Genomic DNA, 13,667 nt, shown 5'->3' with positions numbered 1-13,667 from the left:
TGAACATCAAATTTAGCGGTTTTAATTCCTAATTTGCTGATAAAATGCGACTTAGTCCATTATAAATGGATAGTCCTGCTCAATATAAATGTCTGTGTACAGCTCTTCCGGCTCCGGATACGGAGATTCTTCGGCAAATTTCACCGACTCTGCTACCTGCTGCTTAATCTTATCGTCTATCTGGTCGAGTTCTTCTTCTGTTGCCCAGCCATTTTTGAGGATAGTTGCTTTTACAGACTCAATAGAATCGCGGCCCTTGTAATCTTCCAGCTCCTCTTTAGTTCTATACTTGGCAGGGTCCGACATGGAGTGGCCTTTGTAGCGGTAAGTTCTGAACTCAAGCAAAGTTGGTCCCTCACCTGCACGGGCGCGCTCAGCGGCTCTTGCCACAGCTTCGTGCACGCTTTCTACTTCCATCGCGTCAACCGGCTCAGAAGGAATATCGTAGCTCTCGCCCAATGTATAAAGCTCCACCACGTTAGAAGTACGCTGTACTGAGGTACCCATAGCGTAGCCGTTGTTCTCGATCACAAAAATTACTGGTAGCTTCCAGGTCATGGCCATGTTCAGGGCCTCGTGGAAAGCACCCTGGCGCACCGCACCATCGCCCATGTAGCAAATACATACTTTGCCGGTCTTGTTATACTTCTCGGCAAAGGCAATACCTGCGCCCATTGGCACCTGCGCACCCACAATGCCGTGGCCACCCATAAAGCCCACTTCCTTATCGAAAATGTGCATAGAGCCGCCCTTGCCTTTAGAGCAACCTGTTGCTTTAGCAAAAAGCTCGGCCATAATAGCGTTCGGGCTAGTACCCAATGCCAGCGGGTGTGCGTGGTCGCGGTAAGCGGTGATCCACTTATCTCCTTTTTCAAGGGCAGAGGCAGCACCGGCAGCACAAGCCTCCTGGCCGATGTAAAGGTGGCAGAAGCCTTTGATTTTCTGCTGGCCATATAACTGGCCAGACTTCTCTTCGAAGCGGCGCATGAGTTTCATCGACTCATACCACCACATGTATGTTTCCTTTGAAAACTTTGGTTCAGCCTGTACCTTTGCTGTCGCCGACTTCGCTTTTGCCTTATCTTTCGTATCAGCCATGAGTAATAGTCTATGTGCGTTTGTTTAGATGTCCGTTTTTTATACTTAGCGGCTTTAACCACTTAGCGCTGCGGCAAATATATAAGCCACAAACGGTTTAGCATGCGAAATTAAGGAAAAAGATATCAAAGTAGAAATTAAATGCTCCTCGAAAATCTCAGTTTGTTGTTTTTCAAAAACTACGAAGAAGCCGCGCTTAGCTTTTCGGAGCATATCAACTGCTTTATAGGCGATAACGGCAGCGGAAAGACAAACCTGCTGGATGCCATCCATTACCTCTCCATGACCAAAAGCGCCTTTCCGGGCACCGATGTGCAAAGTATAAAACAGGGCGAGGATTTTTTCATGGTGAAGGGCCGCTTTGACGTGGCCGCCAATAACCACACGGTGCAGGTAAGCCTGAAGCCCGGCCAGAAAAAGACCGTGACGCACAACAAGGCGCCTTACGAGAAAATCAGCGACCACATCGGCCGCTTCCCGGTGGTGCTTATCTCGCCTTACGACACCGACCTGATACGCGAGGGCAGCGAGGAGCGCCGCAAGTACTTCGACAGCCTGATGTCGCAGCTCGACCACGTGTACCTGGAGCAGCTTATACAGTATAACTACCTGCTAAAGCAGCGCAACTCCCTGCTAAAGCAGTTTGCCGAACGCCATTACTACGACCGCGATTACCTGCAGATCCTGAACGAGCAGCTGGTGCCTTTCGGTGAGGAGTTGGTGCAGGCGCGGCAGCGTTTCCTGCAGGATTTCGTGCCGATCTTCCAGAAGCACTACCACCACATCTCCGACAGCCACGAAGAAGTATCGCTTACCTACAAAAGCCAGCTGGAGGGCAGCGACTTTTCCTACAAACTGCAGCAGGCCGAGCGCAAGGACCTGGCCCTGCAGCGCACCACCGTGGGCCCGCACAAGGATGATTTTGTGTTTCTGATGGATGGCAACCCCGTGAAAAGTTTCGGCTCGCAGGGGCAGCAGAAAAGCTACGTCATCGCCCTGAAGCTGGCGCACTTTGAGGTAATGGACCAGCGGCAGCACCACAAGCCCCTGCTCCTGCTCGACGATATTTTCGATCGCCTTGACGAGAAGCGCATCACCAAGCTCATGCAAATGGTAGCCGCCCATACGTTTGGCCAGATCTTCCTGACCGACACCCACCTGGAGCGCACCGACAAAATACTCGAAGGCCTCTCAGAAAGTATCCGTAGATTTGAAGTGAGGGAGGGGGAGGTGAAGGTGATTGGGGAGTTGTAGGTACTCTAACACTTAAATATTAATCCTTTTGACACGAAGGCCTTATGACGTTTCTTGAGCTAGCTGAACAAGTTCTTAATGAGCAAAAATCACCCTTAACTGCCAATGAAATTTGGAAATTCGCAACGGATAAGGGTTTAGATAAGCTTCTTAATAGTGAAGGTAAAACACCATGGGCTACTTTAGGTGCCCAAATTTATGTAAATGCAAGAGATAATAACAAAACACCTTTTGGTGTGGTTGGTGCTAGACCTAAACGGTTCTACTTAAAGAAGCTCAAGAAAGCTATTGATTTAAAACAATATGAAGACGGATCAGAGGATACAGAAAACATCCAATCTAAAAAGAAAGAATATTTAGAAAAAGACCTTCATGCTTTTCTGACTTATTATGCTTTTTTCTTTTTAAGGTGCTATACTACGACTATTAATCATTCAAAATCAGGGAAGAAAGAGTTTGGAGAATGGGTACACCCGGACATTGTTGGATGTTATTTCCCAATAGATGAATGGAAGAGCAACGTTTTAGAGCTTAGCTCCGCAATTGGCAACATTTCCATTAGAATACTTTCGTTTGAGCTTAAAAGGCAACTAAACTTTTCAAATTTGAGAGAAAGCTTTTTTCAAACAGTTTCAAATTCCTCATGGGCTAACGAAGGCTATTTAGTTGCTGCAGAAATCTCTAAAGATGAAGATTTCATAAATGAGTTAACAAGGCTATCATCAGCTTTTGGTATTGGAGTTATTCATTTGAATTTAGATGATCCGAATTCAACTCAAATAATTCTTCCTGCCAAGTTTAAAGAAAGTTTAGATTGGGAAACTATTAATAAGTTGGCAATGAATAAGGACTTTGAGGATTTCCTAAAAAGAATCAGAGTTGATATTACAAGCCAAGAAGTACGAAAGGAAAAATATGATAAAATATTTGAATCTGAAGACTTATTAAAAAGAATAAAGCGTAGCTAATAGGATAGCTTAAGTACTATTTATTACGCGGACTAATCCACCCACTCACCCAAAAAAAATCCCATGCGCTATTACAAGAAGAAAGAGGCGATTGATAAACGCAAGGCAGACATTCAACCCATTGGGGAGAGCCTGAAGGCGCTGATGCAGGCTTACCGCCTGGACGGCAAGCTGAGCGAGGTGCAACTAGTACAGAACTGGGAGAAAATCATGGGCAAACCCATCGCCCTGAAAACGCAGCAGTTATACTTTAAGGACGGAAAACTGTTTGTGAAACTGACCTCAGCCCCGCTCAAGCATGAGCTTAACATGTCTAAAAGCAAGGTGGTTGAGATCCTGAACACCGAGGCTGGCACCGATGTGGTGAAGGACATCATTTTCCTGTAAAGCAACGGCATGGCCCGAAAACAAGTATAGTTTTTCTTGAATAGCTATATTTGCTCATGACCGATAATCAGAACTTCCGCCCCGTTTCCTACTCCCGCACCACCCTCACAGAACTCATGATCCCGAGTTACGCCAACTTTGGGGGTAAAATACACGGCGGCATACTTCTTTCCTTGATGGATAAGGTGGCCTATGCCTGCGCCTCCAAGCATGCAGGAAATTACTGCGTGACGGTTTCGGTGGAGGGCGTTCACTTTTTGCAACCCGTGGATGTGGGCGATCTGGTATCCCTGAAGGCTTCGATAAACTATGTGGGTAACACTTCCTTAATGGTGGGCATCCGGGTTATTGCCGAAAATGTGAAAACCGGCCTTGTAAAGCATACCAACACCTCTTACATCACGATGGTTGCCAAAGGCGATGACGACAAACCCGCCCAAGTGCCAGGCCTAATACTGGAAACCCGCGAAGACGGACGACGCTTTCTGGAGGCCATCAGGCGCCGGGAGCTCTCACGCCGTTACGAAACCGAACTCGCCAATTCCAAAACCATACTTCAGGTAGAGCAGGAACTCCATCAGTTGCAGCAGGAGCGTTGCAAGGTGGCTTTTTAAATTGCCTGAATCAGGATTTGCAGGATTAGTGGATGTACAGGATTTTCTGCAGTGCCGGGTCTAACTGCCCCTGATTTACCCCGGCCCTCCCCTTTTATCCAAGGCCCTATTCCCAAAACAGGGGAGGAAATTCGGTTCAAGCTTTGTCAACTGTATCATCCAACCACCCCTTAGAGCTACGCTCGCTAGTTTCGAACTCTCGTTCTCACTAGTCCAAGGCGGGGAATTCTGTTGAAGCTCCGTCAGCGGAAGCTATCAAAATAATTTTCAGTCTTTCCGTTGAGCGCCTATGGAGTTTTTCCGGTGACAAACGCAGTGAGGCAACCCGAGGCACGAGGAGAGGGCCCCTACCCCTGCAGGAAAAGCTCCCAGCGCGATGCGGGAAGACGAGGCCTCCCTTAAAGAGGGCCCCTACCCCCGCCTTGAGGGAGCCAAAGCCAGAAATGAAACAAGCTGAATGTAAGGCGAGGGATGAACTGGAGCTAGAAAGTATCGCCTGTGTCAACTAAAGAAAGCAGAGGCTAAAGAAGCATTATGGAAACCCGCAATTCCCATTTCCGCCATTTCCTTTGTAACTTGTAACATCGTTTTTATACCTTAAACATACTTATGACCATCAAACCTAACCTTAAAGCCCTGCTGGCGCTGTTTCTGCTGGCCGGAGCACCCATACTTACGCCTACCCAAAGTATAGCTCAGGAAACTGTACGCCAGGACGACGATATCAAGAAAATGGTAAACCAGATCTCAGCGGAGAACCTGGAGCAACTGGTTCGCAAAATGGTAAGCTTCGGCACGCGCCATACTTTAAGCACAACCACCAGCAAAAAAGAAGGCATTGGCGCGGCCCGCGAGTGGGTGAAATCTGAATTCGAAAAGTATGCCCAAGCTTCCGGTGGCCGCATGACTGTGGAAATGGACCGCTTTGTGATAAAAGCCGACGGCCGCCGCGTGCCTCAGGATACCGAAATGGCAAACGTGATGGCTATCTTGAAAGGCACTGACCCGAACGACAACCGCGTGATTATTGTGGGCGGCCACCTCGACTCCCGCGCCACCGACGTGATGGACGCTAAAAGTAAAGCTCCGGGCGCTAACGATGATGCCTCTGGCGTAGCGATGGTGATGGAAATGGCTCGCGTAATGGCGCCAAAGCAATTTCCGGCTACGCTGATATTTGTAGCTTTCCAGGGTGAGGAACAAGGCTTGTACGGCTCAACATACTTAGCCGAGCGCGCCAAGAAAGAAGGCTGGAACCTTATTGCCATGCAAAACAACGACATTGTAGGCAACTCTTATTCCGCCGAAACCGGCCTGCATGATAATACGAAAGTACGCATCTTCAGCGAAGGCACGCCTGCCAACGAAACCGAGGAGCAGGCGCGTATGCGTAAGCTCCTTGGCACCGAAAACGATAGCCCAAGCCGTAACCTGGCCCGCTACATGGAGCTGGTAGGCGAAAAGTATGTAGATCAGATTGATGTGATACTCGTGCACCGCACCGACCGCTTTCTACGTGGCGGCGACCATACGCCATTTAACAGGCAGGGCTTTACGGCTGTGCGCATGAGCGAGATGAACGAGGACTTTGACCACCAGCACCAGGATGTGCGCAAAGAAGATGGCAAGCAGTACGGCGATTTACCCGAGTTCATGGATTTTGAGTACCTGCGCAAGAACACCGGCGTTAACCTGGCAAGTATGGCAAGCCTTGGCTGGGCACCTGCGGCCCCTGAGAAAGTGGGTGTGCTTACCTCTAACCTTACCAATAAAACTGACTTGCAGTGGAACGCTCCCGCTAAAGGAGCCAAACCAGCTGGCTATTATGTACTGATGCGTGAAACGAATAGCTCTAACTGGGAGAAACGCTTCTACGTAACCGACACCAAAGCGACACTGCCTTACTCCAAAGACAATTACTTCTTTGCAGTACAATCAGTGGATAAGGATGGGCACGCCAGCTTGCCTGTATTGCCAACGCCGGTGCGTTAATTCCATTTAGCGGATGATGAAAAGACTTCTGTGGCCATTGCTGCTCCTCTTGCCTGCCTATACTTTGCTGGCACAGGAGCAAAAGCAGCCATAAGAATACTTGATACACAAAAAAGCCCTGTGCGTAAACGTACAGGGCTTTTTGTTAGTCTCTTTTAACGAGCTTGTTAAAATTGCCGTTCGGATCGTGGAGCAAGGCTAACTTATTGTTGTCAAACTCATCGAAAAACTCTTCCCAACTGATTTCATCAAAGCTGCCGTTATCGTCGCTTTTCTTCGGGAAGTGGATGCGCAGTACGCCTTCGCCGCTGCCGTCGTTCTCGGTGCCTTTAATCACGCTGGGCACGCCGCCATGCTTTTCGGCCCATTCCTGTATCTCTTTATGGTTTGTTGTTTTCTTGGATTCGCTCATAGCTTTACTTTTAGGTTTGTTTTCTGAAGTATACCTATACGGGCTGCTTTGCCTTAAGGATAAGCAACAAAAAAGCAGCCCCATCGTGAGGCTGCTTTTTCACTATAAATTAGGTTGTATTCTCTCTGCTAAAGTTTGCCAACACGGGCCGCCGCTGACACATCGGAAGTAATGCTTGGGCTACCTTTGTAGTACACCACTGAGGCACCGGAAGCATTAATATCCAGCGACTTCTGGGCAAACACTTTTACGCTGCTGGCACCGCTCGCCTGCACCTTTACCTCGTTAGCCTCCAAGCCTGAGGCATCTACTCTAGAAGCTCCAGACATATCTATAATCACTTCATCAGCCTTACCCACCAGTTCAATTTTGCTGGCGCCGCTCATGTCTCCTTTTACTTGCTTCGTGTTAACGGAGAGCTTAATGCTAGAGCCTCCACTCATATCCATCTTAAGCGTAGCAGGCTTGAATGTTGAATTGCCTACCACTTTTACGCCACCGCTCACGTCAATACTCTCCAGGTCCTGCAGCGTTACGTAGGCCTTCATTCCTTTGCTTGTGCTGATGCTTTTCTCGTTATAGATGTGCAGCACGCCGTTTCGAACTTCCGTCTTCACGTAGTCTATCAGGTTTTCCTCTACCTCCAGGCGCACGCCTTCGTTGCTGCCTTGGGTTAGTTCTACTACAAAACCACCACTCACATCAATGCCTTTTATGTTAGACACACTTCTATTCTGTGTTGTAATTTTGCCGTTGCCCCGCAGGTTCTGCGCCTCAGCCACCGATACATTCATCAGCAGAAAAGCAAAATACAGAATACCAAAAGCAGCTGTGTGTAAATTCTTGATCTTCATAGTATAAGTTTTTAGTTAGTGACTTTTTGTGGATATACACAAAAGATGCCGATTTCTCAGAAAGGTTGCCTGAGGAAGCAAAAATCTTTTTAGGTGCGCAATTCCGTTCATCCTCAACCTTACAAAAGCTGCTGAACAACTGCTGCTACACATGCTGCCTTGCTAAAGGTTTATTCAGCCAAACCTGAAAGATCAATGCGCCAACCATGTAAGCGAGCACGTCCCACGCATCGGCGGTGTATTTGTTGTGCAGCCGGGGCAGCAGGCCCTCAAACACCACACTAAACAGCAGCAGCGCCAGCAAAGTATACTGCTTCGGCAGCACAAAGTATGGGTTTTTAAAGTATAACCGCTCGGCGGCAAGGGCAACAGTAAGTGTCAGGGGCAGTGCCAGCAGATCATCCAGGTGCGTGTGCAGCGGCCAAATGTATACTTTGCTTAGCTCCAGTGCCTGATTGCCAACGGCCAGCAGGAGGCAAAGTATAAAAACAGGGTTTCGGAATGTCTGCATTTTTCAGAATTTACGTCCGCGGCTGTCATATAATTATCGCAAAGCCAGCTGGTATAAGACTGCATGTGCCGCTCGCCCTCCGCTTTTACCACTCGTCATAATTCCCTGGCCAAGGGCCTAAAGCTATGGTATACTTGTACTGTACATCAACAACAAGTATAAAACCATGAGCCAATTTAGAATTATGAGAAGTATGATCAAAACCTCCGCCACAAGTATACTGCTGCTCCTGCTGGTACTTTTGCAAACACAGGCAACTCCAAAGTATACGCCTACCGCCTTTAAGGTGGAAATTATCGGCAAAGGCAGCCCTATTATTTTGATTCCCGGCCTCTCCTGCTCAGGCGATGTGTGGCAGGAAACGGTAGACCGCTACAAAAAGAACCACGAACTGCACGTGCTCACGCTGGCAGGTTTTGCAGGACAACCTGCTATCAAGGCAGATAATTTCCTCGAAACCGTTCGCCTGGACCTGGCCAAGTACATCCGTGAGAACAACATCAAAAAACCGATGGTCATAGGTCATAGCCTAGGTGGATTCTTAGGTATTTGGCTCAGTGCAAAGGAGCCTGATTTAATTGGCTCGCTGGTGGTAGTAGATGCCGCCCCGTTTCTGCCTGCGCTTATCTCGCCTGTGGCTACCCCAGAAACCATGAAGCCTATGGCTGCACAAATGCGCCAAGGCATACTTAGCCAAACACCAGAGCAACTGCGCCAGTCTCAGCCACAAGTGCTTAAGATGATGATCTCAGACGAGGCCAGAATAGCACAGGCCCTGGAGTGGAACCTTGCCTCTGACGCACCCACTGTGGCAAAAGCCATGTATGAACTTTACACCACTGACCTGCGCCCGGAAATGGCCAATATAAAGACACCTGCCATGTTTGTAGCTGCCTGGGTAGCCTATAAAGACTACGGCACCACGCACGAGACCACTAAAGCTAACTATACCGCACAGCTCGCTAAGCTACCGAACTATGAGTTGGTCATCAACGACAAAGCCAAGCACTTTATCATGTGGGATGACCAGGAAGGTTTCTTCTCAGCTCTTGATGGTTTTATGGCAAAAACGGGTAAATAAAAGCAATACATGTTTACCAGAGCTGTCATGATGGCCAGCGCCTTAGGTATGGCCGCTGCAGGAGTAAGCCTGCTTTTCCTTCCGCAGGAAATCCAGGCTTGTTTCCATACTTCTCCGACGGCCATACTTGCACTGGTTTTACAGCTGATGGGTGCTTTATACTTTGCAGCCGCAGCCACCAACTGGATGGCCAAGGGCAGCCTGGTTGGCGGCATCTACAACCGCCCCATCGTTATCGGCAACCTGGCACATTTCTTTAGTGGCGCGGCTATACTTTTAAAAGTAGCCTTCTCCACCACGTCTGTTGCCATTTTGTGCCTGAGTATACTTTACCTGATTTTCGCCCTCTGCTTTGCGCATCTCCTCTTCAGGCATCCGGTACCACAACAAAAATAGGCTTTTAGTTTGTAGCAGGGCTGCATAAATACACATTTTATACTTATTTTAGTAAGCGCACAGCAGGCCACACCACATATCATGAGAAACACTAAAGTATATTGGATTTGCCAGCTTTCGGGCTGGGGCCTTTACGGGTTATTTAGCCTGACTATCTCTCGGATATTTCAGGGTACAAGCACCTTAAACTTAAAGCTGCTGCTATTTAACATGATTTTTATTGGCCTGATGATCTTGTTCACGCACCTCTTGCGCCTCCAATTAAAGCGGCGACAGTGGCTTTCACTACCGTTATCGGGTCTGTTGCTACGTTTGCTGCCTTCCCTGCTGCTCCTGGCTATGGCATCGCAGCTGGTTATGTGGCTGGCTATGGTTTATGTGGTACACCTGTATACGCTGGCACAAACCAGCTTTGTGGCTTACTGGGGCTATGTGTTCTACTGTTACATTATCCTGCTGCTCTGGGCCTCGCTCTATGTGTCGGTAACTTTGTTCAGGCAGCGGCAGCAGCAGGAGGTAGACCGTTGGAAACTAGAGGCATCTTTAAAAGATACCGAGCTGCAGGCGCTGCGCACTCAGATTAACCCACACTTCATGTTCAATAGCCTCAACAACATTCGCTCGCTGGTATGCGAAGATCCGGAAAGGGCGCGGCAAATGATCACCAACCTGTCAGAACTGCTGCGCTATGGCCTGCAGTATACCCAACAGGAACGCGTGCCGCTGGAGCGTGAGCTGGAGGTGGTGCAAAGTTATTTACTGCTGGAGTCGATACAACTGGAGGAGCGGCTGCAGTATACGTTTGAGGTGGATGAGGAGGCCCTGCAGGTGGAGATTCCGCCTATGTCGGTGCAGCTATTGGTAGAGAACGCGATCAAACACGGTATCTCACAGCTGCCACAAGGTGGCACCATCCACATAAAAGCCTATGTGCAGGAAGGGCAGCTGCAGGTAGAGGTTACCAATACCGGACAGCTAGCAGCCGTACAGAAGCCGGATATAGGTATCGGGCTGCGCAATGCTTCGGAAAGGCTGCGCCTGCTGTTTGGCCGCTCCACCCTGCAGCTCCTTAACAAAACCCCGGATACTGTCTCTGCTTCGTTTGCTGTACCCTTAGCCCTACAAGTATAAGTATGAGAGCTCTTATTGTTGATGATTCGCGATTGGCCCGCAACGAACTGCGCCGCCTGTTGCAGGAGCACCCGCACCTGACGGTGGTAGGCGAAGCTCAAAATGCCGAAGAAGCTTTGCAGCTAACAGAGCAGCTACAGCCTGACGTGCTTTTTCTGGACATACAGATGCCTGGCAAAAGCGGTTTTGAACTGCTGGAGCAGCTGGAACAGGTGCCGCAGGTTATCTTTACCACCGCCTACGATACGTATGCCATTAAAGCCTTTGAATATAACGCACTTGATTACCTGCTAAAGCCTGTACAGCCCCAGCGCCTGCAAGTTGCCTTGTCTAAGCTGGAAGAGCAGCAAACCAACAGTAAAAGCGTTCAGGAACAACCACGTGATTACCTGCAAGAGCACGATCAGGTGTTTGTGAAAGATGGGGAGAAATGTTGGTTTGTAAAGCTTTCGGAGATACGCCTGCTGGAGGTATGCGGCAACTATACACGGGTATATTTTGATGCCGAAAAGCCATTGATTCAGCGCACGCTCAACTACATGGAGCAGCGCCTGGACCCAAAAGTTTTTTTCCGGGCTAGCCGGCAGCACATGGTTAACCTGAAGAAGGTATCGCGCATTGAGCCCTGGTTCAGCGGCAGCTTGAAGCTATACCTGCAGGAGGGTGAAGAAGTAGAAGTTTCCAGACGGCAGGCGCAGCGGTTTAAGGAACTGATGAGCTTTTAGCCGCTAGAGCGCCACAAACCCTATTGCCAGCATAATGCCGCCCAGCACCAGCAGGAAAATTTCGACAGGTGTGAGGTTTTTAAACCATTCGGGCTTAGGGGTAGCGAGCAGCTGTCCGCACTCGGGGCATTGCTTTGTTTTGCGCGGCACTGTAGCTCCGCAGTTGGGGCAGACCTTGGTTGTAGGGGTTTCGGGAGTAGCCATGCTACAAAGATACGCGTCTGAAGTAAAAAAAGCCGTTTTTTTACTCTACCACAGGCTTGCTAAGCAAGCCCACCACCAGCCCTGTAGCATACAGTAGCACCAACGATAGCAGCTGCATCGCTGAAATTTCTACGGTATCGTGTCGCAGGCAATACATCAGCAGCCCAAGTAAAAACACTCCAAAAGCATACAGTATAGATTTGTATAGTCTAGTCATAGGCAAATCAAGTATAATAAAATACCTATACTTTATTATCTACTAACAAGTTACACAAATCCAATCATCTCACACAAATGATGTTTGCACATATACCTCAAATTCAGCATGATAAGCGTTGAAGCATATGTGCAAGCACCTTTTTCCGTTATACTTGGTTTACTTTTGTGTGGATACTAAAATAGCACCTGCGGCGGCTTTTGCTCCATAAATTGCAACAGCCTCCGGCCCTTTTAGAACTTTTACGCTTTTAATTAAATAAGGCGAGATTTGCTGCATTTTGTGCTTCACCTCATCCTCAGACATTTTCCCTACCTCCACACCGTCTAACACAACAAACACCTGCGCCATAGCTGCTGAGTCTGGGGCCATTTCCTCAAACTCCCGCATCGATTTTTCTATTTCAGCATCTACGGGAGCACTGGCCGGATCAGAGAAATCATTTTTCTGCAGTTGCACGGCGTAATGGTTTATAGCGCTTAGCATTTGCTGCTGCTTCTCGTGCAGCAGCGGACGACCGGCCTGTAAATCATCGCGCAGCATCTGGTAAGACAGCTTTCGCAGGCGCACGTAATCCAGCACAGCGGTTACCCTGGCTTGCTCGCTTTCCGGGGCATCATCTATACTTTCCAGTAAGGTTTCGCTCTCCTCCCACAGCTGTATGCCATTCTCCAGGAGCGGCACTATTTCTTCTACGTCCGGGTTGTCGCCGGCTTTATCCATGGCAAACATTGCCTTCAGCGCCTGTTGCTCATTCTCCCCGATCACCTCCCAGGTATACACATAGCGCGCCGTGCCCGTAAACGAGATCTGACTGAACCCAATAAAAAGCACCAGCACACCTACCGCCACGGTAACGGCATTGCCTACCGTGCCATACGTTTGCGTGATGTAGCGGCCAGACCGCAGCAGCAGCACCCCACCGTAAAGCAAGCCAGCCACCAGCCCTCCAATATGCGCAGCATTATCGATGCCGCCGCGCATACCGTAAGCCAGGTTTATACCGATCACGAAAACCATGTTGGCCAAAATACCGCGCTTGCTTTTCCAGTCCATCTCGCGCTCCAGCAGAAACACCATCAGCAACATACCAAACAAACCAAAAATAGCTCCGGAGGCTCCTACGGATACTGTAATCTCAGGGCTGGTCCACCAGAGGCTGGCAATACTGCCTGCCAGGCCGGTTAATACATAAGCGATAGTATACTGCACCTTTCCCACCAGCGCCTCTAGTTGCGTACCGATGTTCACGAGCGCCAGCATATTAAAGAGCAGGTGCAGCAGGCCGCCGTGCAGAAACATACTTGTAAACAGTCGCCACCATTCGCCGGTAAGCGTGTAAGGGCCAAAGTTGGCGCCCATGTCCACCAGGCGTTCCGCATCAGGGTCTAGCACGTGCAGCCCCAGCAGAGCTCCCACTACAAATACCAGCAGGTTTAGGTTAAGCAAAATAGGCGTTACAAAGTAGTGGGGCTGCGGCACAAAGAGCTGCAGGAAGTTTTTGGCTTTCTGCGCCAGCGTTTCGGGTTGTGGAGGCTCCTGGGCCTGTAGCAGTTCGTGTTTCAGCTGCTCGCTGTTCGGCACCTCCACCTGGCGGCGCTCCAGCTCATCAAGCACGGCCAGTACTGCCTCTGCGTCATATTCCTTGTACTGTAGTAAAAGGCTCTGAAGTTCTTCTGTGCTTAGCGCCTCGGCCTGTGCGGCATAGTCTGTTTTCATGTGTTATGGTTTATGAGCAACAAAAATAGAAAAGCAGCAGCCATACGCAAAACCCAACCTGCACATGCTACTTGTTTATAACCTTCAGCAGCCGGAAAGGGTAA

At 49.1% G+C, this 13,667-nt stretch carries 16 protein-coding genes; 9 read left to right on the top strand and 7 right to left on the bottom strand.

Going from position 1 to position 13,667, the window contains the following annotated elements; translation table 11 throughout:
- Positions 1 to 51: 51 nt before the first annotated feature.
- Positions 52 to 1,098, bottom strand: a complete 1,047-nt coding sequence (gene pdhA, locus Q1B04_RS10710) for a pyruvate dehydrogenase (acetyl-transferring) E1 component subunit alpha (protein WP_299758807.1) — start codon at positions 1,096 to 1,098, stop codon at positions 52 to 54.
- A gap of 141 nt (positions 1,099 to 1,239) precedes the next feature.
- Between pdhA and recF the strand changes: the two genes are divergently transcribed.
- The 5 genes from recF (at position 1,240) to Q1B04_RS10685 (ending at position 6,313) form a co-directional block, all read left to right on the top strand.
- The gene (recF, locus tag Q1B04_RS10705; protein WP_299758806.1) at positions 1,240 to 2,352 is read left to right on the top strand and encodes a DNA replication/repair protein RecF; all 1,113 of its coding nucleotides are present in this window, start codon (positions 1,240 to 1,242) and stop codon (positions 2,350 to 2,352) included.
- Between the two features lie 44 nt (positions 2,353 to 2,396).
- Positions 2,397 to 3,320 (top strand): HTH domain-containing protein, encoded by a 924-nt coding sequence (locus Q1B04_RS10700; protein WP_299758805.1) that lies wholly within the window; start codon positions 2,397 to 2,399, stop codon positions 3,318 to 3,320.
- 63 nt (positions 3,321 to 3,383) lie between these two features.
- Positions 3,384 to 3,707, top strand: coding sequence for a DUF721 domain-containing protein (locus tag Q1B04_RS10695; RefSeq protein ID WP_299758804.1), 324 nt, complete (start codon positions 3,384 to 3,386; stop codon positions 3,705 to 3,707).
- A gap of 56 nt (positions 3,708 to 3,763) precedes the next feature.
- Positions 3,764 to 4,321 carry an acyl-CoA thioesterase gene (locus Q1B04_RS10690; RefSeq protein WP_299758803.1) on the top strand — a complete coding sequence of 186 codons (558 nt, stop codon included), beginning with the start codon at positions 3,764 to 3,766 and terminating at the stop codon, positions 4,319 to 4,321.
- 609 nt (positions 4,322 to 4,930) lie between these two features.
- Entirely contained in the window at positions 4,931 to 6,313 is a 1,383-nt protein-coding gene (locus Q1B04_RS10685) for a M28 family metallopeptidase (protein ID WP_299758802.1), read from the top strand.
- A gap of 145 nt (positions 6,314 to 6,458) precedes the next feature.
- Here Q1B04_RS10685 and Q1B04_RS10680 read toward each other — a convergent pair whose 3' ends face one another.
- The 3 genes from Q1B04_RS10680 to Q1B04_RS10670 form a co-directional block, all read right to left on the bottom strand.
- Positions 6,459 to 6,725 (bottom strand): hypothetical protein, encoded by a 267-nt coding sequence (locus tag Q1B04_RS10680; RefSeq protein ID WP_299758801.1) that lies wholly within the window; start codon positions 6,723 to 6,725, stop codon positions 6,459 to 6,461.
- Between the two features lie 128 nt (positions 6,726 to 6,853).
- Positions 6,854 to 7,579 (bottom strand): head GIN domain-containing protein, encoded by a 726-nt coding sequence (locus Q1B04_RS10675; protein WP_299758800.1) that lies wholly within the window; start codon positions 7,577 to 7,579, stop codon positions 6,854 to 6,856.
- A gap of 145 nt (positions 7,580 to 7,724) precedes the next feature.
- The gene (locus Q1B04_RS10670) at positions 7,725 to 8,090 is read right to left on the bottom strand and encodes a magnesium citrate secondary transporter (protein WP_299758799.1); all 366 of its coding nucleotides are present in this window, start codon (positions 8,088 to 8,090) and stop codon (positions 7,725 to 7,727) included.
- 166 nt (positions 8,091 to 8,256) lie between these two features.
- On the opposite strand from Q1B04_RS10670, the gene Q1B04_RS10665 reads away from it, so the two are divergent.
- The 4 genes from Q1B04_RS10665 (at position 8,257) to Q1B04_RS10650 (ending at position 11,423) form a co-directional block, all read left to right on the top strand.
- Positions 8,257 to 9,171, top strand: coding sequence for an alpha/beta hydrolase (locus Q1B04_RS10665; protein ID WP_299758798.1), 915 nt, complete (start codon positions 8,257 to 8,259; stop codon positions 9,169 to 9,171).
- A 9-nt stretch (positions 9,172 to 9,180) separates the two neighbouring features.
- Positions 9,181 to 9,567, top strand: coding sequence for a hypothetical protein (locus tag Q1B04_RS10660; protein ID WP_299758797.1), 387 nt, complete (start codon positions 9,181 to 9,183; stop codon positions 9,565 to 9,567).
- An 81-nt stretch (positions 9,568 to 9,648) separates the two neighbouring features.
- On the top strand, positions 9,649 to 10,698 hold the full coding sequence (locus Q1B04_RS10655) for a histidine kinase (RefSeq protein WP_299758796.1): 1,050 nt from the start codon (positions 9,649 to 9,651) through the stop codon (positions 10,696 to 10,698).
- 2 nt (positions 10,699 to 10,700) lie between these two features.
- Positions 10,701 to 11,423, top strand: coding sequence for a LytTR family DNA-binding domain-containing protein (locus Q1B04_RS10650; protein ID WP_299758795.1), 723 nt, complete (start codon positions 10,701 to 10,703; stop codon positions 11,421 to 11,423).
- 3 nt (positions 11,424 to 11,426) lie between these two features.
- Here the strand turns inward: Q1B04_RS10650 and Q1B04_RS10645 are convergent, their stop codons facing one another.
- From Q1B04_RS10645 to Q1B04_RS10635, 3 genes are all read right to left on the bottom strand, one after another.
- Positions 11,427 to 11,627, bottom strand: a complete 201-nt coding sequence (locus Q1B04_RS10645) for a zinc-ribbon domain-containing protein (protein WP_299758794.1) — start codon at positions 11,625 to 11,627, stop codon at positions 11,427 to 11,429.
- A gap of 40 nt (positions 11,628 to 11,667) precedes the next feature.
- Positions 11,668 to 11,844: a hypothetical protein gene (locus Q1B04_RS10640; protein WP_299758793.1), complete on the bottom strand. Its 177-nt coding sequence runs from the start codon at positions 11,842 to 11,844 to the stop codon at positions 11,668 to 11,670.
- Positions 11,845 to 12,003: 159 nt separating this feature from the next.
- Entirely contained in the window at positions 12,004 to 13,563 is a 1,560-nt protein-coding gene (locus Q1B04_RS10635; RefSeq protein WP_299758792.1) for a rhomboid family intramembrane serine protease, read from the bottom strand.
- Positions 13,564 to 13,667: the final 104 nt, after the last annotated feature.

The organism is uncultured Pontibacter sp. (assembly GCF_947495565.1).
In the GTDB taxonomy this organism is placed as follows: Bacteria; Bacteroidota; Bacteroidia; order Cytophagales; family Hymenobacteraceae; genus Pontibacter.
The sequence above is the reverse complement of the archived record's forward strand: the minus strand, read 5'-3'. Positions and strand labels throughout refer to the sequence as shown.

Bases quoted from the DNA above. Each gene is read 5' to 3' on its own strand.
- pdhA (WP_299758807.1), bottom strand. From the start codon at position 1,098: ATGGCTGATACGAAAGATAAGGCAAAAGCGAAGTCGGCGACAGCAAAG.
- recF (WP_299758806.1), top strand. From the start codon at position 1,240: ATGCTCCTCGAAAATCTCAGTTTGTTGTTTTTCAAAAACTACGAAGAA.
- Q1B04_RS10700 (WP_299758805.1), top strand. From the start codon at position 2,397: ATGACGTTTCTTGAGCTAGCTGAACAAGTTCTTAATGAGCAAAAATCA.
- Q1B04_RS10695 (WP_299758804.1), top strand. From the start codon at position 3,384: ATGCGCTATTACAAGAAGAAAGAGGCGATTGATAAACGCAAGGCAGAC.
- Q1B04_RS10690 (WP_299758803.1), top strand. From the start codon at position 3,764: ATGACCGATAATCAGAACTTCCGCCCCGTTTCCTACTCCCGCACCACC.
- Q1B04_RS10685 (WP_299758802.1), top strand. From the start codon at position 4,931: ATGACCATCAAACCTAACCTTAAAGCCCTGCTGGCGCTGTTTCTGCTG.
- Q1B04_RS10680 (WP_299758801.1), bottom strand. From the start codon at position 6,725: ATGAGCGAATCCAAGAAAACAACAAACCATAAAGAGATACAGGAATGG.
- Q1B04_RS10675 (WP_299758800.1), bottom strand. From the start codon at position 7,579: ATGAAGATCAAGAATTTACACACAGCTGCTTTTGGTATTCTGTATTTT.
- Q1B04_RS10670 (WP_299758799.1), bottom strand. From the start codon at position 8,090: ATGCAGACATTCCGAAACCCTGTTTTTATACTTTGCCTCCTGCTGGCC.
- Q1B04_RS10665 (WP_299758798.1), top strand. From the start codon at position 8,257: ATGAGCCAATTTAGAATTATGAGAAGTATGATCAAAACCTCCGCCACA.
- Q1B04_RS10660 (WP_299758797.1), top strand. From the start codon at position 9,181: ATGTTTACCAGAGCTGTCATGATGGCCAGCGCCTTAGGTATGGCCGCT.
- Q1B04_RS10655 (WP_299758796.1), top strand. From the start codon at position 9,649: ATGAGAAACACTAAAGTATATTGGATTTGCCAGCTTTCGGGCTGGGGC.
- Q1B04_RS10650 (WP_299758795.1), top strand. From the start codon at position 10,701: ATGAGAGCTCTTATTGTTGATGATTCGCGATTGGCCCGCAACGAACTG.
- Q1B04_RS10645 (WP_299758794.1), bottom strand. From the start codon at position 11,627: ATGGCTACTCCCGAAACCCCTACAACCAAGGTCTGCCCCAACTGCGGA.
- Q1B04_RS10640 (WP_299758793.1), bottom strand. From the start codon at position 11,844: ATGACTAGACTATACAAATCTATACTGTATGCTTTTGGAGTGTTTTTA.
- Q1B04_RS10635 (WP_299758792.1), bottom strand. From the start codon at position 13,563: ATGAAAACAGACTATGCCGCACAGGCCGAGGCGCTAAGCACAGAAGAA.